A 23,713-nucleotide genomic window follows, 5' to 3' on the forward strand; every position below is an offset into this window, starting at 1 on the left:
TGTCTAAGCCGGCCAGGCCCGGCGCGCCGTCCTGTGTCAAACTCTCGGCCGCCGGGCTTCTGAACAGGAGAAACGGCCTGCGTCCGCTAGGCGGCTACCTGAAGCACGATCTTGCCGCGCGTATGCTGCTTCTCGAGCCGTTCCTCGGCTTTGGCGACGTCCTCGAGAGGATAGATTGCCTGCACGAACGGCCTGACCTTCCCGGCGTCGATGAGGCGGCTGATTTCGGCAAGCTGTGCTGCGTTCGGCTTGGTCAGATAGGAGACGCCGCGAGCCCGATGCTGGCGGGCCTTTTCCGCCGACGGTTCGGAAAGCGTTGAGACGAGCGTGCCGCCGGGTTTGAGCACGTCCCACGAGCGGTCCTGTGTTTCACCTGCTACTAGGTCGAAGACGAGGTTGACGTCCTCGACAACCTCCTCGAAGCGCTGGTTCTTGTAGTCGACCGCCTGGTCGGCGCCAAGCGCGCGGACGAAATTGAAATCCTGCGCGGAAACGGTCGTCGCGACGAAGGCGCCCGCAACCTTTGCAAACTGCACCGCCAGATGACCGACGCCGCCGGCGCCACCATGGATGAGGACCCGCTGCCCGGATTTGAGGCCGCCGTGATCGAAAAGGCCTTGCCACGCGGTAAGGCCCGCAAGCGGCACGGCGGCGGCTTCGGCGTGGTTTAAGCGTTGCGGCTTCGCCGCCGCCTCCGTTGCCTTGACGACGACATATTCGGCGTTGCCGCCGCGGTCGTTGCCGAGCATGGCATATAGCGGATCGCCCTTCTTCAGCGTATGGCCCGCGTGCCGCACAGTTCCACCACGCCGGATACGTCACGGCCGAGCGTGACGGGCAGATCCGCGCCCGAAGAGCCCTCGCGAACCTTGTAGTCGACGGGATTGACGCTTGCCGCGTAGACCTTGAGCGTGACCTCGTCGTCATGCGGCTGAGGCAACGGAACCGCGTCCAGCGAAAGAGCCTCCGGTCCACCAAAATCGTGGATACGGACGGCCTTCATGGTAATCATGGCTTGCTCCTCGTCGGTTTGCGGTCCAGTTCGCCTCTGAACAGTTTCACCGGCAGGCTGGCGTCTATCCGGCCGGCGGTTCGGTCGTGGCAAGGCCGGTCGACGGTGCGCCGTCAGTGTATCGTTTGCGAATGCTCGCCGCCGGGTTGCGAGATGCCGCTTAGCGCTTCACCGGCTGTCGCCGTCTCGCTGTTGGTGGCGAGGTCGCCCAGCGAAACGATGCCGACCAGGCGCTTGTCGCGATTAAGCACCGGCAACCGGCGCACTTTCAGATCAGCCATGTTGCGCAGAACATCCTCCGCGTCTTCGTCGTCGAAGCAATACCTGACCTCGGTGCTCATCACTTCCCGTACCTTGGCGTCAGGTGTCTTGCCTTGGGCGACGCCGCGGATTGCGATGTCGCGATCGGTTATCATGCCGACGAGCCGGTCGTTCTCGCCCACCGGCATCGCGCCGGCGTCGAGGCGACCCATCATTTCTGCCGCATCACGTAGGGTTTGCTGCGGACTGGCGATCTCGACGTCCTTTGTCATGCAGTTGCCAACTTTCATTTTAACCTCCGTTGGTTGCAGGCCCTGCCGCCAATTCCGTGATGGAAGGGTGAATGAGCGCCAGCGCAAAACGTTCCATGGCAAGACCCGTTTCGAGCGCTCCGCCAAATCACCCTTGCCATCCTCCACTCCGACCGCCCTTCAGGCGGTCGGCCCGGGAAAAGTCGGTTCCGAAGGAATTTCGGAAGGGGTGCCATGAGGAATCCCGATTGGCTCCTGGTCCGGCATTGGAATTGGATCCGGCGAGGGTGGGGGTACGCCTGGAGGTTCTCCCGGCGGAGTCTCCGGCGGGGCAGGCGGCCGGGCCGGCTCGGGATTGGGATTGTCCGGCAGTGGATTCGGGTTGTTCGGATCGGGATTGTCCATCGATCACTCCCCTGACATCTGTGGCCTGATCTCCGCTCAGAGTGGGTTGTCGCAGCGGCGATCAGGCTCTCTTGTCCTAAACCAAGGGGAAGCAAAAGCGTTCCCGATTCCGACGCCAAGCGCGGTGCGAATCTATCGGGCGGTTCCCAGGCTGGCATACATTCCGTTGGTGCGGAATTGCGTCGGGTTGATGCCGTAGAGGCGGCGGAAGACCTTCGAAAAATAATTGGCATCCTCGAAGCCGCACATGATGGCGACTTCCTTGACCGGCAGGAAATCGGCCTTCGTCAGCAACTTCGCCGCGCGCTGCAGTCGCTGCTGCAGCACGAATTCGGCGGGCGGAAGACCTTCACTCTCGGCGAAGCAGCGCGAGAAATGCGCGCGGCTCAGGCCGCTGATCTCGGCGAGATCGGCAACGCGGAGCGGCCTGTCGAGATTAGCCTTGATGTGATCGATGACCGGTTGCATGGCGCTCTTGTCGTCGGTGACGGCATGCGAGCCGAAGACATCGTCGTAGAGCGCCATGGCGGCTTCATAGGCGACAGCCGAGGCGGCTCCGGGCGAGACCGCGCCTGTGATCAGGCGTACGCTGCAATCCGCGAGATGATCGATCGTCGAGGGCTTCAGCCGAAGCACCGGACCGACGGCGGCAAGGATCGACTTGTGAATGCGCAGTGCCTCCTCGCCGTTCATCGATATCCAGAAGAATTCCCAGCGTTCGCCCCTGGCCAGCCAGTAACGGTGGTTGTGCGGCACGAGAACCAGCAACGTATCGCCCCTTTGCAGACGGTAGTTCCGGTTCTCGTAGCGCAATCGGCCGATGCCGCTGATCGTGTGCTGGAGCACGGTAAACGGCGTCTGGCCGCGCCTGCGCCCATCCCAGTCGTAGACCTCGTTCTCGCGCACTTCATAGCCCGTGCTTGTCGGCATGGTGTGCAGGCGCTGGCGGCCGCGCGGCAGCGATACCGTCCTGCCCGCCGGCCCGGCGTCGATCAAGTTCCGCAGCACAAAATTACCCCTAAAAGCATAATCCTTCTCTGGTCGCGTGCTGAATTAGGCGCATAATCCCTCGAGAAAAGCAAAAGAAACCGCGGTCAAAGAGCGGACGGGAGGAAGCGCCGGAGTCCAGCCTGCACGCCATGGCAGGCGGGCCAGGCCTGTTTTAGCCGCCTTTGCCCTAACATTCGATCAGGTCGAGGTGAGACTGATGAGTTTCAAGATCGCTATCATCGGTGCGGGAAGCGTCGGCTTCACCAAGAAGCTCTTCACCGACATTTTGTGCGTTCCTGAATTCAGGGATGTCGAATTCGCGCTGACCGATCTCAGCGAGCGCAATCTCCAGATGATCAAGTCGATCCTCGACAGGGTCGTCGAATTCAACAGGCTGCCGACCAGGGTTACAGCAACGACCGACCGCCGTGCTGCCCTCGAGGGTGCCCGCTACGTCATCAGCTGCGTTCGCGTCGGCGGTCTCGAAGCCTATGCCGACGACATCCGCATTCCGCTGAAGTATGGCATCGACCAATGCGTCGGCGACACGATTTGCGCCGGCGGCATCCTCTACGGCCAGCGCAACATTCCGGTGATCCTCGATTTCTGCAAGGATATCCTCGAAGTCGCCGAGCCTGGGGCGAAATTCCTGAACTATGCCAACCCGATGGCCATGAACACCTGGGCGGCGATCGAATATGGCAAGGTCGATACCGTCGGCCTCTGCCACGGCGTCCAGCACGGCGCCGACCAGATCGCCGAAGTGCTCGGCGCCAAGTCGCGCACCGAACTCGATTACATCTGCTCCGGCATCAATCACCAGACCTGGTTCATCGACCTGCGTCTCAACGGCCGCAAGATCGGTAAGGACGAGCTGGTTGCCGCCTTCGAGGCGCATCCGGTCTATTCGCAACAGGAAAAGCTGCGCATCGACGTCCTGAAGCGGTTCGGCGTTTATTCGACCGAAAGCAACGGCCATCTTTCCGAATACCTGCCCTGGTACCGCAAGCGGCCGGACGAAATCACCCGCTGGATCGACATGTCCGACTGGATCCACGGCGAGACCGGCGGCTACCTTCGCTATTCGACCGAAACGCGCAACTGGTTCGAAACCGAATTCCCGCAATTTCTGGAATCCGCCGCGAGGCCGATCGATCCTGCCAAGCGCTCCAACGAGCATGCCAGCCATATTCTCGAGGCGCTGGAGACGAACCGCGTTTATCGCGGTCATTTCAACGTCAAGAACAATGGCATCATCGCCAACCTGCCGCAGGATGCGATCGTCGAGTCGCCCGGCTTCGTCGATCGCTTCGGTATCAACATGGTGGCCGGCATCACGCTGCCGGAGGGCTGCGCCGCCACTTGCATTTCCTCGATCAACGTCCAGCGCATGTCGGTTCATGCGGCAATCTCCGGCGATATCGACCTGCTGAAGCTCGCGGTCCTGCACGACCCACTGGTCGGCGCGGTTTCGACCCCGGAAGAGGTTTGGCAAATGGTGGACGAGATGGTCGTCGCCCAGGCCCGCTGGCTGCCGCAATATGCCGATGCGGTGCCGGCCGCGAAGGAACGGCTTTCGAAATCCAGGGTCAAGACCCGAGAATGGGCCGGTGCGGCACGGCGCGACGTCCGTTCGATCGAGGAATTGCGTGCGGAAAAAACGGCTCTCAAGCAGGCCGTCTGAATTTCATCGGGACGGATTGCGGTAAAGTTTCGGAGGGATTTTCGGCGCCGCACCGTCTGCATAGCGTTCGAGGAGAAATGGAGCGGCGTCAACGCGCTCCTGAACAACAGGGAGGAGAGACGATGAGGAATTTTCGAAACATTGGCATTCTCGCAGGGCTGGCGCTTGGCGTCTCGGCCTCGGCGCTGAGCGCATATGCATCCGAGCCGACCGTGCCGCCGGTGCCCGCGCAATTTCCCGCCGAGGGAAAGATCAAATATGTCGCGCGCGACTCCATCCTGGAGTTCAAGGCACTTCCAGAATACCACGAACCCGATTGGGTCACCGACAAATACGTCAAGCCAGGCAAGCTGCCGCCGGTCAAGGACCGGCTCCCGAAGGAGCCGCTGGTCTTCAAGACCGGCAACATGCCGGACGGCGTCGGCGTCTACGGTGACACGATGCGCCATGTCATCGGCGGCCGGCCGGAGGGCTGGAACTACGGCGCGGGGCAGACGCAAGGCTGGGGCGGCATCGACATCGGCCTCTCCGAATGCCTTACGCGAACGGCCCCGCTTTTCCAGGTCGAAGCCAAGGACACCGAGCCGCTGCCGAACCTCGCCAGGGGCTGGGACTGGTCGAAGGACGGCCACACGCTGACGATGCATCTGGTCGAGGGCGCGAAATGGTCGGACGGCGTTCCGTTCAACGCCGACGATGTGATGTTCTACTGGGACGACGAGGTGATCGACCCCAATGTCTCGCCGCTGAACGGCGCCACGCAGGAGACCTTCGGCGTCGGCACGACGCTGAAGAAAATCGACGACTACACCGTCGAGTGGACCTTCAAGGACGCCTTTCCGAAGCAACACCTCTACGCCATGGCTTACGGCAAGTTCTGCCCCGGACCGTCGCACATCCTCAAGCCGCAGCATCCGAAATACTCGAAGAACACTTACGAGCAGTTCAAGAACGCGTTCCCGCCGGAATATATGAACATGCCCGTGATGGGTGCCTGGGTGCCGGTGGCATACCGCCCCGACGACATCATCGTCATGCGCCGTAATCCGTACTATTGGAAGGTCGACGAGAAGGGCAACCAACTGCCGTATCTCAATGAACTGCACTACAAATTATCGACCTGGGCCGACCGCGACGTTCAGGCGGTGTCGGGGGCGGCCGACATCTCCAATCTGGAGCAGCCGGAGAATTTCGTCGCCTCGCTGAAGCGGGCGGCGCAAAAGGACGCGCCGGCCCGGCTTGCCTTCGGTCCGCGGCTGATCGGCTATAATCTGCGGATGAACTTCTCCGCCAACGGCTGGGGCAATCCCGACGAGCGTGGGCAGGCGGTTCGCGAGCTGAACCGCAACGAGGATTTCCGCAAGGGCGTTACCATGGCGCTCGACCGCAAGGCGCTCGGCGACTCGCTGGTCAAGGGTCCGTTCACCGCCATCTATCCGGGCGGCTTCTCCTCGGGTACGAGCTTCTACGACCGGAAGTCGACGGTCTACTACCCCTTCGATCTCGAAGGCGCCAAGGCGGAACTCGCCAAGGCAGGCCTGAAGGACAGCGACGGCGACGGCTTCGTCAATTTTCCTGCCGGCACCGCCGGCGGAAAGAATGTCGAGATCGTGATGCTCGTCAACAATGACTACACCACCGACAAGAGCCTCGCGGAGGGCGTCGTCGGCCAGATGGAGAGGCTAGGTCTTCGCGTTGTCCTGAACGGGTTGAACGGCGTCCAGCGCGACGCGTCCATGTATTCTGGCCGTTTCGATTGGATGGTCAGGCGCAATGATGAGGAGCTCACCTCGGTCGTACAGAACACCGAGCAACTGGCGCCGATCGGCCCACGCACAAGCTGGAACCATCGCGCTCCGGAAAACGGCCAGGTCGATCTGATGCCGTTCGAGAAGGACCTCGTCGACATCGTCAACAAGTTCGTCTCGGCGCAGGACAACGACGAGCGCGCCAGCCTGATGAAGCAGTTCCAGAAGATCTCGACGCAACACGTCTATACCGTCGGGCTGACCGAATATCCCGGCGCGCTGATCATCAACAACCGCTTCTCCAATATCCCGCAGGGAACGCCGATCTTCATGTTCAACTGGGCCGAAGATTCGATCATTCGTGAAAGGGTCTGGGTCGCTGTCGACAAGCAGCAGAAATATGAACTGTTCCCCGAACAGCTTCCCGGAAAGCCCGGCGACAAGGGTCCGACGAACTGAGTTTCCTCCCCTGACTTGAAAATTCCCGGCCGCGCTGCTGGCGCGGCCGGGACAAAGCCAGCGGCAAGGGGATAACTGAAACCGAGCGAGGAGAGAAACGGCCGATGCTGCGATTTCTGCTTATGCGCATAGCATCCGCATTACCGGTTCTCGCCATTTTGAGCGTGGTTACCTTCGCGATCATCCAGGCCCCGCCGGGCAACTATGCCGACTACATCCGCTTGCAGCTCATCAACCAGGGTGGAGCCTCCTTTGCCGAGGCCGATGCGCAGGCGAAGGCTTATAGCGTGGAGCATGGCCTCGATAAGCCGGTTCCGCTCCAATACCTGAACTGGATCGCCGGCATCGTCACCCGCGGCGACTTCGGCTACAGCCTGTATTACAACAAGCCCGTCGCCGACGTGGTGGGCGAGCGGCTGCCGCGCACGCTGCTGCTTGCGCTTGTCTGCCATCTCTTGGCTTCGGTGCTGGGCATCGGCTTTGGCATCTGGGCGGCGACCAGACAGTACAGCTGGATCGACAGTACGCTGTCAGCGATTTCCTTCCTCGGCATGACGGTGCCGCGCTTCCTGATGGCGCTGATCATCGTCTACCTGCTGGTCTTCCAGTTCAATGTGTCCGAGATCGGCAGCTTCTTTTCGCCGCAATTTGGCGGGGCGCCGTGGTCCTGGGCGAAGTTCGTCGATCTCGTCCGGCATGTCTGGCCGGTTGTCGCCATCGCCACCTTTGGCGGGCTCGCCTACAACATGCGGGTGATGCGCGGCAATTTGCTCGACACGCTGAACGCGCAATATGTCGAAACCGCTCGCGCCAAGGGTCTCAGCGGTGGTGCGGTCGTGATGCGCCATGCGGTGCCCAATGCGCTGCATCCGCTGGTCATGTATCAGGGCGTGGTGCTGCCCTATATGCTGACCGGCGAGATCGAGACTGCGATCATCTTTGCCCTGCCGACCGTCGGCCCGGCGATCGTCGGTTCGATGGCGGTTGGCGACGTCTATGTCACGGCGACCTTCATGATGGTGCTGTCGGCGACGCTGATCGTCGGCAACATCATCGCCGACATGCTGCTCGTCATGCTCGATCCGCGTGTGCGCCAATATGCAGGGTCCTGAGATGCTTGTGTTCGAGCCCTCGCTGCCGCCACTTGCCGAGGAGCCGGCCAAGATCAAGCCGCGCGGCAATGAGAGCTACATCGCACTCGTCTGGCGCCGCCTGAAACGGTCCTGGACCGGCATGGCCGGGCTCATCCTGGTCGCGTTTCTGGTGCTGCTGGCGGTGTTTGCCGACTTCTTCGCACCGATGGATCCCAAGGTGACCGATGTCGGCTTCGCCCCGCCGCAGATGATGAGCTTCCATGACAAGGACGGCAACTTCGTCTTCCAGCCACGCGTCTATGCCCTGGCGGATTCGGAAGACCTCGACCCGGTTACCTTCCAACCCGTCGTCGGGCCGGACTACGACCATCCGCGGCTGCTCGGCTTCTTCGTCAAGGGAGCGGAGTACAGACTGCTCGGCCTGCTTCCCGCGAACCGGCACTTCTTCGGCTCGACCGACGGCCAGCCGGTGCACTTCCTTGGCACCGACAAATTCGGCCGCGATGTGCTGGCTCGTGCGATTTATGGTTCGCGCATCTCGTTGATGATCGCATTGACCGTGGTTTTCATCGTCACCGTGATCGGCACGACGGTCGGCATGGTGTCGGGTTATTTCGGCGGCACATTCGATGTCTGGGTCCAGCGCTTCGTCGAACTGGTGCTCGCATTTCCGCAATTGCCGCTTTATCTGGCGCTAACGTCGCTGGTTCCGGTGACGGCGCCGACAAATGTCTTCCTGGCCTTCGTGATCGTCGTCATGTCGGCGCTTGGCTGGGCGCAGATGTCGCGCGAGGTGCGCGGCAAGACCCTGGCGCTGGCGCGAATCGACTACGTCCGTGCGGCGATGGCGGTCGGCGCCACGGATGGCCGCATCATCATGCAGCACATTTTCCCAAACGTGATGAGCCACGTGATCGTTGCCGTCACATTGGCGATCCCCAGTGTCGTCCTGCTCGAATCCTTCCTCGGTTTTCTCGGCTTCGCGGTGAAGCCGCCACTGATCTCCTGGGGGCTGATGCTGCAAGACACCGCCACCTATTCGGTCATTGGCACCTATCCCTGGATCCTCTCGCCGGTCGGCTTCGTGCTTGTCACCGTCTTCGCGTTCAACGCGCTTGGCGACGGACTGCGCGATGCAGTCGATCCTTATTGACGTGACATGATGCAACACGCGCTCGTCAAATCTTTCGCACCGCCTGTCCGGCTCGACCATGATGGACGTTCGGAAAACCCGGTCATCGATGCCCGCAACATCGCCGTCGATTTCAAGGTCGAGCACGGCATGGTGGAAGCGGTCAAGGACATCTCCTTCCAGCTCTATCGCGGCGAGACGATCGCCATTGTCGGCGAGTCCGGATCGGGCAAGTCGGTGACGGCGCGCACCGTCATGGGACTGTTGTCGAAGCGTGCGGTCGTGTCGCCGAAATCGACCGTCGAATACAATGGGGCGAACATCCTGAAATTTTCCGAGCGTGCCCGGCGCAAACTGCGCGGCGACCGCATCTCGATGATCTTCCAGGAACCGATGAGTTCGCTCAACCCGATCTACACGATCGGCAGCCAGATCGTCGAGGCGATACGGGTGCATCGCAAGATGAGCCGCAGGCAGGCCGAGGCAAGGGCGCTCGAGCTGCTGCAGCAGGTGCAAATTCCTGAGCCCCAGGCGCGGCTGAAGCAGTATCCGCACCAGCTTTCCGGCGGTCAGCGCCAGCGTGTGATGATCGCCATGGCGCTGGCCAACGATCCGGACGTGCTGATCGCCGATGAGCCGACGACGGCGCTCGACGTGACGGTTCAGGCGCAAATCCTCAATCTCATCCGCAACCTGCAGAAGAAACTGCGCATGGCGGTGATCCTGATCACGCACGACCTGACCGTGGTGCGGCAGTTCTCCGACTATGTCTACGTCATGCAGCATGGGGAGATGCGCGAGCACAATGTGACGGAGAAGCTGTTCGCCAATCCGCAGCATCCCTACACATGCCACCTGCTTGCCTCCGAGCCGCGCGGCCAGGCAAATCCGTTGCCGGAAGGCGCCGACGTCATTCTTGAGGCCAAGGGTGTGCGCGTCTCCTTCATGCTGCGGCACGGCACGTTCATGAAGCCGGATCTGCGCGAACTTGTCGCCGTCGACAGCCTCAGCCTGACCCTCCGGCGGCACGAGACGCTGGGCCTCGTCGGCGAATCCGGATCGGGCAAGACCACGTTCGGCGAGGCGTTGCTCAGGCTCAACACCACGGACAGCGGCGAGATCTATTTCGATGGCCAGCCGATCCATGGCTGTTCGCGGGCGCAGATGCGGCCGCTGCGGTCGCGCATGCAGGTCGTCTTCCAGGACCCGTTCTCGTCGCTCAACCCGCGCATGACGATCGGCCAGATCATCGAGGAAGGGCTTGTCGTCAACCGCATCGGCGCCACGAGGAACGATCGGATCGAGCGGGTGCGCGAGGCACTGATCAGCGCCGGCATGCCGGGCGATATCCTGTCGCGCTTCCCGCACGAGTTTTCCGGCGGCCAGCGCCAGCGTATTGCGATTGCCCGCGCCGTCGCGCTCGAACCGGAATTCATCGTACTCGACGAGCCGACATCGGCGCTGGATCTCTCGGTCCAGGCGCAGATCATCGAACTGCTGCGCAAGCTGCAGCGCGAACGGGGCCTGAGCTACATCTTCATCTCGCACGATCTCAAAGTCGTGCGGGCGCTGTGCCATCGCGTCATCGTCATGCAGCACGGCCGGATCGTCGAAGAGGGGCCTGTCGACGAAGTCCTGTCCCATCCCAAAACCGCTTACACCGAACGGCTGGTCAAAGCCGCTTTCGAGGTAGCCTGATTGTTATGCCGGAGGTTATTGTGGCAAGAAATCCCAAGGTCGCTTTCATCGGAGCTGGCTCGACGGTGTTCATGAGGAACATCGTTGGTGACATATTGCAGCGTCCGGCTTTATCCGGCGCGACGATCGCACTGATGGACATCAATCCGCAAAGACTTGAAGAAAGTGCAATCGTCGTTGGCAAGTTGATCTCGACGCTTGGCGTAAAGGCCAAAGCCGAAACCTATTCGGACCAGCGCAAGGCGCTGGCGGGCGCCGATTTCGTCGTCGTCGCCTTCCAGATCGGCGGCTACGAGCCCTGCACGGTCACCGACTTCGAAGTTCCGAAGAAATACGGGCTGCGCCAGACCATCGCCGATACGCTCGGCGTCGGCGGCATCATGCGAGGCTTGAGAACCGTGCCGCATCTGTGGAAGATCTGCGAAGACATGCTCGCGGTCTGCCCGCAGGCTATCATGCTGCAATATGTCAACCCGATGGCGATCAACACCTGGGCGATCGCGGAGAAATACCCCGACATCAAGCAGGTCGGCCTCTGCCATTCGGTGCAAGGCACGGCAATGGAGCTGGCGCATGATCTCGACATTCCCTACGAGGAGATTCGCTATCGCTCGGCCGGCATCAATCACATGGCCTTCTACCTGAAGTTCGAGCATCGCCAGCCGGACGGCTCCTATCGCAACCTCTATCCGGATCTGCTGCGCGCCTATAGCGAAGGGCGGGCGCCGAAGCCGGGGTGGAACCCGCGCTGCCCGAACAAGGTGCGCTACGAGATGCTGAAGCGCCTCGGTTACTTCGTCACTGAAAGCTCCGAACATTTCGCGGAATACACGCCCTATTTCATCAAGGACGGGCGCGAAGATCTGATCGAGAAATTCGGTATCCCGCTCGACGAGTATCCGAAGCGCTGCATCGAGCAGATCGAACGCTGGAAGGGGCAAGCGGAAGCCTATCGCTCGGCTGACAAGATCGAAGTGGAGCAGTCGAAGGAATATGCGTCCTCGATCATGAATTCGGTCTGGACCGGCGAGCCGTCGGTGATCTACGGCAATGTCCGCAACAATGGCTGCATCACGTCATTGCCATATAATTGCGCGGCCGAGGTGCCGTGCCTCGTCGACGCCTCCGGCATTCAACCCACCTTCATCGGCGACCTGCCGGTGCAGCTTACTGCGCTAATCCGCACCAATATCAACGTCCAGGAGCTGACGGTCCAGGCGCTGATGACCGAGAACCGCGAGCACATCTATCACGCGGCGATGATGGACCCGCACACGGCGGCTGAGCTCGACCTCGACCAGATATGGTCGCTGGTCGATGATTTGCTGGTTGCGCATGGCGATTGGCTGCCGGCCTGGGCGCGCGGAGCGCGCAGCGTTCGGGCGGCCTGAGGCGCAGGGCTGTCTATTTCACTCGCCTATGCCGACCATAAAGCCCGCTTTGAAAGCGGCGCGGCGTTGCCGGCCGATGTCTCGAAATCGAAGAGCTTCTGCGTCACCAGTGCAGCCGCCCCTCTTGCCCAGGAATTGTCCTCCCAGTCCAGCAGCATTGGCGGTGCTTGTCGAAAGGTGTTTTGCCCGAGCATCACCCGCATCGGGCCAAACAGCGCGTCGCCAAACGATACCGCTTCACCGCCGACAACAATGACCTCCGGGTCGGTGATGTTGACAAGATTGGCGAGATGCCGGCCGATGCCACGTCCGGCTTCTTCGAGAATGGCGACGGCTCGCGGTTCGCGGTCTGCCAAGGCTTCCATAAGGGTCGCTTTGCAATCCGCTTCGTCGTGCCCGGTGGCTTCGCGCCATGTGCGCAGGATCGCCGGCTCGGCGTAATAGGCCATCAGGCAGCCGCGTTTTCCGCACTCGCAAAGGCGGCCGTTCTCCTCATAGGAGGTGTGACCGAATTTGCCGGCAGCACCGTTCGCACCGCGATAGAGTTTGCCTTCGAAGACGAGCGCACAGCCGATCCCGACGCCGATCGCCAGCACCGCCATATTGCGGTGCTGGCGTCCGAGGCCGAAGAGTTGCTGGGCAATGGCGTAGGCATTGGTGTCGTCCTCAAGCCACACGGGGACGTCCACCCGTTCGGCCAGCATCGGGCCAAGGGGAACGTTGTCCCAGTTATAGCGATTGCTGCGGATACACACGGCCTTCTGGTTGTCTATAACGCCAGGCATTGAAACGCCGATCCCGGCAAGCTTGGCGCCGGGCCGATCGACAATCGCAATCAGCTCCGGCACCGCCTTGGCCAACGCCTTTGTAATACGGTCGGGATCGCTGTCCGAGAGCTTGACGCGCATGGAACCCAGCGGATTGGTCGCAAGATCGGTGACCACGCATTCGACCGACCCGACCATCAGCTTGAAACCTATGGCGAGGCCGTTCGCGTAGTTGATATCCACCGGGATAGGGCGGCGCCCGGCCGAGCCCACGACTGTCTTGCCCTCGATCAGCAGGCCATCCTCGATGAGGTCCGCCACGACGAAGGTGACGGCCGCCGGACTGAGGCCGGTAACGGACGCTATGTCGGCCCGGCTGCGCGGACCCTCCTGCCGCAAGAGATTGAGGATCAGTCTCCGGTTCATCGCCCGGGTCGTGCTCGGGTCACCCTTGAGCTTCACGGATTATTCCTTAATTTTGTAATTTAATTATTGCCTCTCGATCAAACATATGCGTAAGTTTGCCCAACTGTTCAACACCCGAACCGATCGAGCAGGCGCTTGCGCCGCATATCTGCCGTTGCACCGGTTATGTCCGCTATTACGAGGCCGTTCGTGACGTGATCCTGAGCACGCCCGGGCTGGTACAGGGCTGAGGCGCGATGATGAGGCGCCCCTGGATATTCCGCCTGCCGCGCTTTCTAATTCTCGGTCTGGCGGTCACTGTGATCGCAGCGCTGGCGGTCTTCCTCGGCCTGTTCGAAAAGAGCGCCGTCAGCGCGGTGGTCGATAGGCCGTTGTCAGCCGAGGAGATGCAAAAATTGGCTCCGCAGGGCCGGTATCTTGCCCAGGCGGCCGATTGCGCCGCCTGTCATACGGCGCCGGGCGGCGCGCCCTTCGCCGGCGGTCTCGCCTTTGCCATGCCCTTCGGCACGCTCTACGCCTCCAACATTTCGCCGAACAAAGAGACCGGCATCGGCGCCTGGACCCGGGCCGACTTCCATCGAGCCGTCCGCGCCGGCGTCGGGGCGCATGGCCGGCATCTTTATCCGGCCATGCCCTATACGTCCTATCGGCGGCTCACGGAGGCAGATGTCGATGCGATCTACGCCTTCCTGATGACACGCGAGCCGATCCGGCAGGCGAATCGGGCGGGCAGCTTTCCGTTCCCCTATGTCCGCCGGTTCATGACCTTCTGGAACCTGATTAATCTTCCCTCCCGAACGGTTGCCGAGGACGCGGCCAAATCGCAGGACTGGCATCGCGGACGCTATCTGGTTGATGCACTCGGCCATTGCGGCGAATGCCACACGCCACGCGATTTCACCATGGCCACGATCCCGAGCCGATATCTCCAGGGCGCGCGGATCGACAATGTCGACGCACCGGACATCACCACGGCCAGTCTGGCGCGGTTCGGCTTCGACCGCGACGGTCTCGCCGCTTACATGCGCGCCGGGCTTGGGCCGGAGGGGGTGATGAGCTTCGGCATGTTCGACGTGGTGCACAATTCGACACGGCATCTGGACGAGGCGGACGCCAAGGCGATGGCGACCTATCTGATCGGCGAGGCGGCGTCCGCACCCGAACCCGGCAAGCCGTCTGCCGCGACCGAGGCTGCCGCCGGCCGACGCGTCTATGTCGAGGCCTGTTCCGGCTGTCATGGCCTGAACGGCGAAGGCACGCCGCATGTCGCGCCGGCAGTGACCACCAATGTGTCGCTGCGCCTGCCGAGCGCCCACAATTTGCTGGTAATCGTGCTGGACGGCCTTCCGGCTCGCATCTATCCGCACGGCGAAGCGCGGCAGGACATGCCGGGCTTTCGTGAACTGCTGACCGACCAGGAAGTCGTGGATCTCGGCAATTACTTGCGCGTCAAGTGGGGCGGGACCAGTCCCGACATTACGCCGCAAAGCGTCGCGGACGTGGCAAAACGAAACTGAGTAAGCCTGATCCTGGAAGTCGACCGGTATCGGCAGCTCACAGGCTGGTATCGCCATTGCCGTTGCTCACATTCGATGCCGGCAGCTACACTACCGTTTCGACCATCGAGATCGATGGCGGCATCTCGTTTCATCGTTGTGAGCGCCATGAATTTCGACATCCCCGTCCGCACCGAGGCCTTCCGCCGGATCGCCGATTTCGTCGAGCGCGAAATCCTGCCGCTCGAGGCAGACAAGGCTTCCTATGACGGCCATGGCAACATCGCGCTGCCGCTGCTCGAAACGCTGCGGCCAAAGGCGAAGGCGGCTGGCCTGTGGTGCCTGCAGTTGAAACCCGAGACTGGCGGGGCGGGCCTTTCCAAGGTGGATATAGCTGTCTGCTATGAGGCGATGAACCGCTCGATCTTCGGTCCGGTCGTGTTCAATTCCGCGGCTCCCGACGACGGCAACATGATGGTGCTGGAACGGTTGGGGACGCCGGAGCAGAAACAGAGATGGCTGAAGCCGATCGTCGATGGCAAGGTGCGCTCGGCTTTCGCAATGACGGAACCGCATCCGGGCGGCGGGTCGGACCCGTCGATGATCATGACCAGAGCCGAGCGGCGCGGCGACAGATATGTCGTCAGCGGCCGCAAATGGTTTATCACCGGGGCGCAAGAGGCGAGCCATTTCATCCTTGTCGCACGCACCTCGCACGATCCGCGTCACGGCCTTTCGGCCTTGCTGTTCCACAAGGACCAGCCGGGCTGGCGGATCCTGCGGCGCATCGAGATCATGGGACCGGAGGAACATGGCGGCCATTGCGAGCTGGAATTCGACGGGCTTGAAATCCCGGTCGAGGACGTGCTTGCCGGCGAAGGCAGCGGCCTCAGGGTTACCCAGGTCCGGCTCGGTCCAGCGCGGCTCACCCATTGCATGCGCTGGCTCGGCCTTTCCAAGCGCTGCATCGAAATCGCGCGCGCTTATGCCGCCGAGCGTAGCGGCTTCGGGCAGCTTTTGGCCGACCGCGAGAGTATCCAGCTGATGCTCGGCGACCTTGCCATGCGCATCGAGATCGGTCGCTTGCTGGTGATGAAGGCGGCCTGGGAGCTCGATCGCGGCGGCTTTGCCCGCAAGGAGGTCTCCATGGCCAAGATCCAGGTCGCCAACGTGCTGCATGACGCTGCCGACGTGGCGATCCAGATCAACGGCGCCCGTGGCTATTCGAAAGACACTGTACTCGAATGGATCTACCGCTACGCCCGCCAGGCTCGCCTGGTCGACGGCGCCGACGAGGTTCACAAGATGGTGCTCAACCGCTTCCTCAACGAGGAAGGTACAGGCTTCTGGCGCTGGCATGTCGAAGCCGGCACGCAAGATGACACAGGTCGCGGCGGGAACCGCTGAGCCGGCAATGAGGACGGATTTCGATCCAGCAAGCCTGCAGGATTTTCTGAGAGCGCATTTTGGCGATGGCCAGATGTCGCTTGAGCGGATCGTCGGCGGCCAATCCAACCCGACCTATTTCGTCGACTACGGCGGCCGCCGCATGGTGCTGCGCAAGAAACCTCCGGGACCGATCCTGCGCGGCGCTCATGCCGTCGATCGCGAATATCGGGTGATCGAAGCGCTAGCGGCGACAGAGGTGCCGGTGCCACGGCCGGTGCTCTTTCACGACGGCGACGAGCCGCTCGGCACGCCGTTCTATCTGATGCAGCGGCTTGACGGCCGGGTGTTCCACGATGGCTCGTTGCCGGGACTGGCGCCGGACGAGCGGCGCGGCATCTATTTTGGCATGGCCGAGGCGCTGGCAAAGCTGCACGCAGTGCGGCCGGAAGAGGTCGGGCTCGGCGATTATGGCCGTCCCGGGAACTATTTTGAACGACAGATCGCGCGCTGGACCAGACAGTTGCGGGAATCGCCGAGCGAGCGCATCACCGCGCTCGAAGCCGTCGCCGAATGGCTGCCGCGACATCTTCCGCCAGATGACGGCCACGTCTCGATCGCGCATGGCGACTTCCGTTTCGGCAATCTCATCTTCCATCCCGAGCGGCCCGAAGTGATCGGCATACTCGACTGGGAGTTATCGACGCTTGGCAATCCGCTTGCCGATCTCGGCTTCTGCTCGATGCCCTGGCATTCCTCGCCTGACGAATATGGCGGCATCCTCGGTCTCGATCAGGCAGCGCTCGGCATTCCGACACAGCGCGAATTCCTCGATCATTACTTCGCCCACGCGGTGCCGACGGCGCCGCTGCAGCGGTTCCATCTGGTGTTTGCCATGTTCCGCTTTGCGGTGATCTTCGTCGGCATCGCCGACCGCGTGCTGGCCGGCAGCGCGGTTGCGGCCGATGCGGCCGACGTGGCACCGCTGGCCGGCCGTTTTGCTGCACGCGCCATGGAAGTCATCGACGGCGCGCGGCCCTGGTGAGGAGAGGCTGGCAATCGGCTAAGCGAGCCGCACGCGATACGCGTTCAGTTCATTCGAACTTCCGGTTCCGCCAGCAGCGGAATCTCCAGGCCACGCCGCAAGCCGGTGGCGACGACCGACACCCTGAATTTTCCGGCGAGTGCCTTGTCGAAGATGGCGCCGACGATGATGTCGGCATCGTTGTCGACCTCCTCGCGGATGCGGGTAGCCGCTTCATCGACCTCGAACAGCGTCATGTCCATGCCGCCCGATATCGAGACAAGGACGCCCTTGGCGCCCATCATCGAAGCTTCGTCGAGCAGCGGGTTGGCGATTGCCGCTTCCGCCGCCTTCCTGGCACGGCCTTCTCCGGCGGCCTCGCCGGTTCCCATCATGGCGCGGCCCATGTCGCGCATCACCGACTTCACATCGGCGAAGTCGAGATTGATCAGCCCTTCCTTGACGATCAGATCGGTGATGCAGCCGACACCTGCATAGAGAACCCGGTCGGCCATGGCGAATGCGTCGGCGAACGTGGTTCTGGCGTCGGCGATCCTGAACAGGTTCTGGTTGGGGATGACGATGACGGTATCGGCGCTTTCGCGCAGGCGCTCGATGCCGTCATCGGCAGCGTGCATGCGGCGCCTGCCTTCGAAGACGAATGGCTTGGTGACGACGGCGACGGTCAGTATTCCAGCTGCCCGCGCTGCCTGCGCTATAACAGGCGCGGCACCTGTTCCGGTTCCACCTCCCATGCCGGCGGTCACGAAGCACATATGCGTTCCAGCAAGGTGATCCATGATCTCGTCGATGGATTCCACGGCCGCGGCACGGCCGACCTCGGGCAGGGACCCGGCCCCCAGACCTTCGGTGATATGAGCGCCCAACTGGATCAGCCTCGTTGCCTTCGACATGGCAAGGGCCTGGGCATCGGTGTTGGCGACGATGAATTCCGCGCCCTGCAGGCCTTCGGCGATCATGTTGTTGACGGCGTTGCCGCCGCCGCCGCCGACCCCGACGACGGTGATCTTAGGCCTCATCTCCGAGATTACCGGCCTCGTCGCGGTGTTCATTGCCGTTCTCCCTGGATACGCCGAGTGGTCGCTGGAAGCTTGTCCCGGGCGCACTGCGAAAACTTTGAACCGGGCAGTGCGAATCAGAACAGCCCAGAATGCAGGGAATCAGAGCGCGGAGCGGGCTGCAAGTGCGCGATGTGCCTCTTAGGCGACTTGCGCCTGAAAGTTCACGCAATGCGCCTCAGATCGTGGCGCGGGCGCCGCACGCTACAACTTCGGCGCGAGGCGCTGCGCGACATGATCGGCAATCGCCAGGCAGGAGGTCAGGCCGGGGCTTTCGATGCCGAACAGGTTGAGCAGGCTGTCCACGCCATGCACCGCCACGTCCTGGATGACGAAGTCGGCATTGGCCTCACCGGGACCGGACAGTTTTGGCCGGATGCCGCTATAGGCGGGCTGCAGGCTGCCATCGGCCAGGTCCGGCCAGTATTTGCGGATCTCGCTGTAGAAGCGCTCGCCACGAGCTGGATCGACGCGATAGTCGAGTTGATCAGTCCATTCGACGTCCGGCCCGAAGCGGGTGACGCCGTCGAGATCGAGCGTCAGATGAACACCGAGTCCGCCTGGTTCGGGTACTGGATAGATCAGCCGCGAGAAGGGCGCCCGGCCGGCCACCGAAAAATAATTGCCTTTGGCGTAATGGAGCTTTGGCACGAACTGCTGATCTAGCCCTTCAAGCGAGCGGGCAAGCGCTGCGGCGCTAAGCCCGGCCGCATTGACGAAGCGTGTGGTAGCGATCTCGAAGCGCTCGCCGCCGGTAGCGTCCACCGTGTCGAGCACGACGCGGCCCGCTTCGATGCGGCCGGCGGCGACGCGGGTGTTGAGGCTGAGTGCCGCCCCGTGCTCCTCGGCATCAGCCAGCAAGGCAAGCATCAGGGCATGGCTGTCGACGATCCCGGTGGCCGGCGACAGCAGCGCCGCCGTGCACTTGAGGCTGGGCTCCAGCGCATGTGCCTCGGCTTCGCGCAACGGCACCAGGTCGCCGGCGCCGCAAGCGCGCGCATTGGCCCGGATCGAGGCGAGCACCGGCTCCTGTTCGGCATTCGTAGCGACGATGAGCTTGCCGCAGCGCAAATGCGGGATCGCACGCTCGTCGCAGTAGCGATAGAGCCTTTCCCGGCCCGCCACGCAGAACCGGGCTTTCAGCGATCCAACTGGATAGTGGAGGCCGGCATGGATGACCTCGGAATTGCGCGAACTCGTCCCGGTGCCGATGGCGCTCTCGGCTTCCAGCACCAGCGTGTCGATGCCGCGCTGCGCCATCTCTCGCGCGATCGCCAGGCCAACGACGCCGGCGCCGACGACAATGCAGTCGACACGGTCCACGATCAGGTCAAGCCGAAGTTCTGCATGCGTCCATCCATCCGCTGGCCCTGTCGAAAGCGCTTGACACTATATCGTTCGAGAAAGATGCATCAAACCGCATAATGCACGGGGACCTGCCGAGCCGGACCGGCGGCGGAACTGTTTCTGCGTGCAGCACAGGAGCCGTCATGGACGCACGACCGAATTCGCCCGAAGCCCGCGACATAAGCTATCACATGCATGGCTACACCAACGCCCGCAAGCATCAGGAGGCAGGGCCGCTCGTCATCGAGAAGGGCGACGGCATCTATGTCGAGGACCTCGCCGGCAACCGCTATATCGAGGCGATGGCCGGGCTTTGGAGCGTCGCGGTCGGTTTTTCGGAGAGGCGGCTGGTCGATGCGGCGGTACGGCAAATGTCGAAGCTGCCTTACTATCACGACTTCGGCTCCAAATCGCATTCGCCGCTGATCGATCTCGCCGAGAGACTGGTGCAGATGGCGCCGGTGCCGATGAGCAAGGCGTATTTCACCAATTCCGGCTCCGAGGCCAACGATACGGCCATGAAGATGATCTGGTACCGGTCGAATGCGCTCGGCCAGCCGGCGCGCAAGAAGATCGTCAGCCGCAAGAAGGGCTATCACGGCGTCACCATTGCCTCGGCGAGCCTGACCGGACTGCCCAACAACCACATCTCGTTCGATCTGCCGATCGCCAATGTGCTGCATACCTCGACACCGCACCATTGGCGCGAGGCGCTGCCGGGTGAAAACGAAGAGCAGTTTTCGAGCCGGCTCGCCGACGAGCTGGAAAAGCTGATCCTGGCCGAAGGACCGGAAACCATCGCCGCCTTCTTCGGCGAACCGATCATGGGTGCTGGCGGCGTCATTGTTCCGCCTTCCGGCTACTGGGAAAAGATCCAGGCGGTGCTGTCGAGATACGACATCCTGCTGGTCGCCGACGAGGTGATCTGCGGCTTCGGCAGGACAGGTGAGATGTTCGGCTCGCAGACCTTCGGCATCAGGCCCGACATCATGGTGCTGTCGAAACAGATCTCTTCGTCCTATCTGCCGATCTCGGCCTTGCTGATCAACGACAAGGTGTTCCAGCCGATTGCCGACGAAAGCAATCGTATCGGCACCTTCGGCCACGGCTTCACCGGGGGCGGCCATCCTGTTGCGGCAGCGGTCGCGCTCGAGAACCTGAAGCTGATCGAGGAGCGCGACCTTGTCGGCAATGCGCGTGCGGTCGGCGCGCATATGCAGAAGCGGCTGCGCACGCTCGCTTCGCACCCGCTTGTCGGCGAGGTGCGCGGCATCGGCCTGATCGCGGCGGTCGAACTGGTCGGCGACAAGGCGAACAAGGCGCCGTGGGGGAAGACCGGTGAACTGGGCGGGCTCGTCAACGGCTTCATGCAGCAGAACGGCGTCATCTCGCGCAATATGGGCGATGCGCTGGCTTTCTGCCCGCCGCTGATCATCACCGAGCCGCAGGTCGACCAGGTGATCGACGCGTTTGAAAGATCGCTCGAGGCTGCCGTCAAGCAGGTCCGATCGCCAAGCTGATCGCGCTATTTAGCGATGCCGACCGCATCCGGCACGACGACCAGCTTGCCAACGAAATCCTTGGCGATGAAATCGGCTTGGGCGCGATGGAAATCGGACAGCTTGTAGACGCCGCCGACCAGCGGCCGGATCTTCTTCTCCTCGATGTAGCGCACGATGCGGCGGAAATCCGCCCGTGTGCCCTGGCTCGAGCCATGCAGTTGCAGCTGTTTCAGATACATGGTGCGCAGATCTAGCTGCACGACGGGGCCGGCAATTGCACCAGCCGTGGTGTAGCGGCCTTCCGGCCTCAAGATGCGCAGGAGGTCGTTGAAGATCGCGCCGCCGACCAGATCGGCGACGACGTCGATCGGCTGGCCCCCGGTCGCCGCGCGAACGGCGGCCGGCAGATCGGCAACGCCACGGGTGATCACCGCCTCGGCGCCGATATCACGCACCGCCTTTTCCTTGCCCTTGCCGGCAATGGCATAGGGAATGGCGCCGCGTGCCCGCGCCAGCTGCACGATGCCTGAGCCGACGCCGCCCGAGGCGCCGGTGACCAGCACCCGCTCGCCGGCTTTCAACGCGGCGCGTTCCAGCATCTGCTCGCCGGTGAGATAGGCGCAGCAGAAAGTGGCAAGCTCGACATCGGTCAGATCGGTATCGACGACATGGGCGTTTTCGGACGGTACTGCCTGGTATTCGGCATAGCCGCCGTCGCGGCCATGGCCCATATAGTCGATGTCGGCGAGTGAATCGTCGTCGCGATTGTAGATGGAGAAATCGACCATCACCCGCTCGCCGATGCGAGCCGGCGACACGCCGTCGCCGACGGCAACGATGTTGCCGACCGTGTCGGTGCCCTGGATGCGCGGGAAGGTCAGCGTATTGCCCTGTCGACGCCAGGTCGACACAGCGGCGGCATCCTCCTCAGTGCCATACGCGCCCTGTCGCACCCAGACATCGGTGTTGTTCATACCGCAAGCGGTGACCTTGACCAGCACCTCACCCGGGGCGGGCGAGGGTACTTTGACGTCGGTGCGGTAGACGAGCTTTTCCGGTCCGCCGTGCCCGATCAACTGCACGGCGGCCATGGTGGCGGGGATGGTCTTGGTCATGGCATTCATGTCGGTTCTTCAGATGTTGGCATGTCGGTTCTTCAGATGTTGGCAAACACGCTCTTCACCGCATCGGCCGTCTTGGAGACGACGATGTCTGCCTCTTCCCGCGTCAGGCAGAGCGGCGGCGCAAAACCGAGAATGTCGCCCTGCGGCATGGCGCGGCCGATGACGCCGCTTGCCGCAAGCGCGGTCGCGATCTGCGGACCGATCTTCTGCGAGGCATCGAAGAACACGCGATCGTTCTTGTCGGCGACGAACTCGATTGCCGCCAGCATGCCGTCGCCGCGCACCTCGCCGACGTTTTTGTGGCCACCGACGGCTTTCGTCAGCTCGGCGCGGAAATAGGCGCCGGTCTCGCCGGCGTTCCGTACCAGGTCCATCTCGTCGATCAGTTCCAGGTTGGCGACGCCGGCGGCGACGCAGATCGGATGCGCCGAATAGGTCCAGCCATGGCCGAGCGAGCCGAGCTTGTCGGAACCCTGCACCAGCACCTGCCAGACCTTGTCGGAGACGATGACTCCGGAGAGCGGCGCATAGGCCGAGGTCAGGCCTTTGGCGATGGTAATCAGGTCGGGCTTGATGCCGTAATGGTCGGAGCCGAACATGGTGCCCAGCCGGCCGAAGCCGGTGACGACCTCGTCGGCAACCAGCAGCACGTCGTACTTCTTCAGCACCGCCTGGATCTTCTCCCAGTAGCCGGCCGGCGGCGGCACGATGCCGCCGGTGCCGAGGATCGGCTCGCCGATGAAGGCGGCGACCGTTTCCGGCCCTTCGGCCAGGATCATCTCCTCGAGCTTGTCGGCGCAGTATTGCGAAAACTGCTCCTCGCTCAGCGAGCGGTCGGCGCGGAGGAAATAGTAGGGCGCCTCGGTGTGCAGGACCGGCGCACGCGGCAGGTCGAAGGCGTTGTGGAAAAGGTCGAGGCCGGTCAGCGATCCGGTCATGATGCCGGAGCCGTGATAACCGCGCCAGCGCGAGATGATCTTCTTCTTCTCGGGCCGGCCGAGCACGTTGTTGTAGTACCAGATCAGCTTGATGTTGGTTTCGTTGGCGTCGGAACCGGAGAGGCCGAAATAGACCCTCGACATGCCTTGCGGCGCGCGGTCGATGATCATCTTGGAAAGCGTGATCGATGCCTCGGTGCCGTGGCCGACATAGGCATGGTAATAGGCGAGGTTCTTGGCCTGTGCGGCGATGGCGTCGGCGATCTTCTGGCGGCCATAGCCGACATTGACGCAGTAGAGCCCGGCGAAGGCGTCGATGCTCTTCTTACCGGTATTGTCCCAGATGGTGACGCCTTCGCCACCGGCAATCACACGCGTCGGGCTCTCGCCACGCGCATGGGTGCCCATATGGGTCGAGGGATGGAAGAAGTGATCGCGATCCCAGGCGGCGAGTTCGTTTGACTGGTCGAGCATTTTTTTACTCCTGAGAAAAATGTGT

General features: G+C 62.5%; 19 protein-coding genes. 10 read left to right on the top strand and 9 right to left on the bottom strand.

What is annotated here, in order from left to right:
• Nucleotides 1-86: 86 nt before the first annotated feature.
• From NKH05_RS14220 to NKH05_RS14235, 4 genes are all read right to left on the bottom strand, one after another.
• Nucleotides 87-797 carry an NADP-dependent oxidoreductase gene (locus tag NKH05_RS14220; protein ID WP_352855746.1) on the bottom strand — a complete coding sequence of 237 codons (711 nt, stop codon included), beginning with the start codon at nucleotides 795-797 and terminating at the stop codon, nucleotides 87-89.
• Nucleotides 773-1,012, bottom strand: a complete 240-nt coding sequence (locus tag NKH05_RS14225) for an alcohol dehydrogenase catalytic domain-containing protein (protein ID WP_352484039.1) — start codon at nucleotides 1,010-1,012, stop codon at nucleotides 773-775. Before NKH05_RS14225 ends, NKH05_RS14220 begins: the two co-directional genes overlap by 25 nt.
• 113 nt (nucleotides 1,013-1,125) lie before the next feature.
• On the bottom strand, nucleotides 1,126-1,563 hold the full coding sequence (locus NKH05_RS14230) for a CBS domain-containing protein (protein WP_023720681.1): 438 nt from the start codon (nucleotides 1,561-1,563) through the stop codon (nucleotides 1,126-1,128).
• 498 nt (nucleotides 1,564-2,061) lie between these two features.
• A complete protein-coding gene (locus NKH05_RS14235; protein WP_084642854.1) occupies nucleotides 2,062-2,859 on the bottom strand; it encodes a helix-turn-helix domain-containing protein in 798 nt (265 codons plus the stop codon).
• 277 nt (nucleotides 2,860-3,136) lie between these two features.
• Between NKH05_RS14235 and NKH05_RS14240 the strand changes: the two genes are divergently transcribed.
• The 6 genes from NKH05_RS14240 to NKH05_RS14265 all read left to right on the top strand — a co-directional run bounded on the left by NKH05_RS14240 (nucleotide 3,137) and on the right by NKH05_RS14265 (nucleotide 12,125).
• Entirely contained in the window at nucleotides 3,137-4,603 is a 1,467-nt protein-coding gene (locus NKH05_RS14240; RefSeq protein ID WP_023720679.1) for an alpha-glucosidase/alpha-galactosidase, read from the top strand.
• A 122-nt stretch (nucleotides 4,604-4,725) separates the two neighbouring features.
• Complete coding sequence (locus NKH05_RS14245; RefSeq protein WP_023720678.1) at nucleotides 4,726-6,810, top strand: ABC transporter substrate-binding protein; 2,085 nt, start codon at nucleotides 4,726-4,728, stop codon at nucleotides 6,808-6,810.
• A gap of 104 nt (nucleotides 6,811-6,914) precedes the next feature.
• The gene (locus NKH05_RS14250) at nucleotides 6,915-7,922 is read left to right on the top strand and encodes an ABC transporter permease (protein WP_031194486.1); all 1,008 of its coding nucleotides are present in this window, start codon (nucleotides 6,915-6,917) and stop codon (nucleotides 7,920-7,922) included.
• Between the two features lies 1 nt (nucleotide 7,923).
• Entirely contained in the window at nucleotides 7,924-9,057 is a 1,134-nt protein-coding gene (locus NKH05_RS14255; protein WP_031194485.1) for an ABC transporter permease, read from the top strand.
• Nucleotides 9,058-9,066: 9 nt separating this feature from the next.
• Nucleotides 9,067-10,734 carry an ABC transporter ATP-binding protein gene (locus NKH05_RS14260; RefSeq protein ID WP_352639489.1) on the top strand — a complete coding sequence of 556 codons (1,668 nt, stop codon included), beginning with the start codon at nucleotides 9,067-9,069 and terminating at the stop codon, nucleotides 10,732-10,734.
• 20 nt (nucleotides 10,735-10,754) lie between these two features.
• Nucleotides 10,755-12,125 carry an alpha-glucosidase/alpha-galactosidase gene (locus NKH05_RS14265; protein WP_352639423.1) on the top strand — a complete coding sequence of 457 codons (1,371 nt, stop codon included), beginning with the start codon at nucleotides 10,755-10,757 and terminating at the stop codon, nucleotides 12,123-12,125.
• A gap of 26 nt (nucleotides 12,126-12,151) precedes the next feature.
• On the opposite strand, the gene NKH05_RS14270 is transcribed toward NKH05_RS14265, so the two are convergent.
• The gene (locus NKH05_RS14270) at nucleotides 12,152-13,354 is read right to left on the bottom strand and encodes an ROK family transcriptional regulator (protein ID WP_023720673.1); all 1,203 of its coding nucleotides are present in this window, start codon (nucleotides 13,352-13,354) and stop codon (nucleotides 12,152-12,154) included.
• Nucleotides 13,355-13,554: 200 nt separating this feature from the next.
• On the opposite strand from NKH05_RS14270, the gene NKH05_RS14275 reads away from it, so the two are divergent.
• From NKH05_RS14275 to NKH05_RS14285, 3 genes are all read left to right on the top strand, one after another.
• Entirely contained in the window at nucleotides 13,555-14,835 is a 1,281-nt protein-coding gene (locus tag NKH05_RS14275) for a cytochrome c (RefSeq protein WP_352855742.1), read from the top strand.
• 147 nt (nucleotides 14,836-14,982) lie between these two features.
• A complete protein-coding gene (locus tag NKH05_RS14280; RefSeq protein WP_353025621.1) occupies nucleotides 14,983-16,221 on the top strand; it encodes an acyl-CoA dehydrogenase family protein in 1,239 nt (412 codons plus the stop codon).
• A 7-nt stretch (nucleotides 16,222-16,228) separates the two neighbouring features.
• Nucleotides 16,229-17,245: a phosphotransferase family protein gene (locus NKH05_RS14285; protein WP_352855740.1), complete on the top strand. Its 1,017-nt coding sequence runs from the start codon at nucleotides 16,229-16,231 to the stop codon at nucleotides 17,243-17,245.
• Nucleotides 17,246-17,289: 44 nt separating this feature from the next.
• On the opposite strand, the gene ftsZ is transcribed toward NKH05_RS14285, so the two are convergent.
• Together ftsZ and NKH05_RS14295 are read right to left on the bottom strand one after the other, a co-directional pair.
• Nucleotides 17,290-18,297 (bottom strand): cell division protein FtsZ, encoded by a 1,008-nt coding sequence (ftsZ, locus tag NKH05_RS14290; RefSeq protein WP_352484034.1) that lies wholly within the window; start codon nucleotides 18,295-18,297, stop codon nucleotides 17,290-17,292.
• A gap of 210 nt (nucleotides 18,298-18,507) precedes the next feature.
• Nucleotides 18,508-19,626, bottom strand: a complete 1,119-nt coding sequence (locus NKH05_RS14295) for an NAD(P)/FAD-dependent oxidoreductase (protein ID WP_352484033.1) — start codon at nucleotides 19,624-19,626, stop codon at nucleotides 18,508-18,510.
• Nucleotides 19,627-19,793: 167 nt separating this feature from the next.
• Between NKH05_RS14295 and NKH05_RS14300 the strand changes: the two genes are divergently transcribed.
• Nucleotides 19,794-21,170, top strand: coding sequence for an aspartate aminotransferase family protein (locus NKH05_RS14300; protein ID WP_352484032.1), 1,377 nt, complete (start codon nucleotides 19,794-19,796; stop codon nucleotides 21,168-21,170).
• Nucleotides 21,171-21,175: 5 nt separating this feature from the next.
• On the opposite strand, the gene NKH05_RS14305 is transcribed toward NKH05_RS14300, so the two are convergent.
• Both NKH05_RS14305 and NKH05_RS14310 read right to left on the bottom strand, forming a co-directional pair.
• Nucleotides 21,176-22,276, bottom strand: a complete 1,101-nt coding sequence (locus NKH05_RS14305; protein ID WP_352484031.1) for an alcohol dehydrogenase family protein — start codon at nucleotides 22,274-22,276, stop codon at nucleotides 21,176-21,178.
• A 32-nt stretch (nucleotides 22,277-22,308) separates the two neighbouring features.
• Nucleotides 22,309-23,688, bottom strand: a complete 1,380-nt coding sequence (locus NKH05_RS14310) for an aspartate aminotransferase family protein (RefSeq protein WP_352855738.1) — start codon at nucleotides 23,686-23,688, stop codon at nucleotides 22,309-22,311.
• Nucleotides 23,689-23,713: the final 25 nt, after the last annotated feature.

Source organism: Mesorhizobium sp. M1399 (genome assembly GCF_040317735.1).
GTDB lineage: Bacteria > Pseudomonadota > Alphaproteobacteria > Rhizobiales > Rhizobiaceae > Mesorhizobium.

Coding starts and splice junctions, on each gene's coding strand:
- NKH05_RS14225 (WP_352484039.1), bottom strand. CDS start 1,012: ATGATTACCATGAAGGCCGTCCGTATCCACGATTTTGGTGGACCGGAG.
- NKH05_RS14230 (WP_023720681.1), bottom strand. CDS start 1,563: ATGAAAGTTGGCAACTGCATGACAAAGGACGTCGAGATCGCCAGTCCG.
- NKH05_RS14235 (WP_084642854.1), bottom strand. CDS start 2,859: ATGCCGACAAGCACGGGCTATGAAGTGCGCGAGAACGAGGTCTACGAC.
- NKH05_RS14240 (WP_023720679.1), top strand. CDS start 3,137: ATGAGTTTCAAGATCGCTATCATCGGTGCGGGAAGCGTCGGCTTCACC.
- NKH05_RS14245 (WP_023720678.1), top strand. CDS start 4,726: ATGAGGAATTTTCGAAACATTGGCATTCTCGCAGGGCTGGCGCTTGGC.
- NKH05_RS14250 (WP_031194486.1), top strand. CDS start 6,915: ATGCTGCGATTTCTGCTTATGCGCATAGCATCCGCATTACCGGTTCTC.
- NKH05_RS14255 (WP_031194485.1), top strand. CDS start 7,924: ATGCTTGTGTTCGAGCCCTCGCTGCCGCCACTTGCCGAGGAGCCGGCC.
- NKH05_RS14260 (WP_352639489.1), top strand. CDS start 9,067: ATGCAACACGCGCTCGTCAAATCTTTCGCACCGCCTGTCCGGCTCGAC.
- NKH05_RS14275 (WP_352855742.1), top strand. CDS start 13,555: ATGATGAGGCGCCCCTGGATATTCCGCCTGCCGCGCTTTCTAATTCTC.
- NKH05_RS14280 (WP_353025621.1), top strand. CDS start 14,983: ATGAATTTCGACATCCCCGTCCGCACCGAGGCCTTCCGCCGGATCGCC.
- NKH05_RS14285 (WP_352855740.1), top strand. CDS start 16,229: ATGAGGACGGATTTCGATCCAGCAAGCCTGCAGGATTTTCTGAGAGCG.
- ftsZ (WP_352484034.1), bottom strand. CDS start 18,297: ATGAACACCGCGACGAGGCCGGTAATCTCGGAGATGAGGCCTAAGATC.
- NKH05_RS14300 (WP_352484032.1), top strand. CDS start 19,794: ATGGACGCACGACCGAATTCGCCCGAAGCCCGCGACATAAGCTATCAC.
- NKH05_RS14305 (WP_352484031.1), bottom strand. CDS start 22,276: ATGAATGCCATGACCAAGACCATCCCCGCCACCATGGCCGCCGTGCAG.
- NKH05_RS14310 (WP_352855738.1), bottom strand. CDS start 23,688: ATGCTCGACCAGTCAAACGAACTCGCCGCCTGGGATCGCGATCACTTC.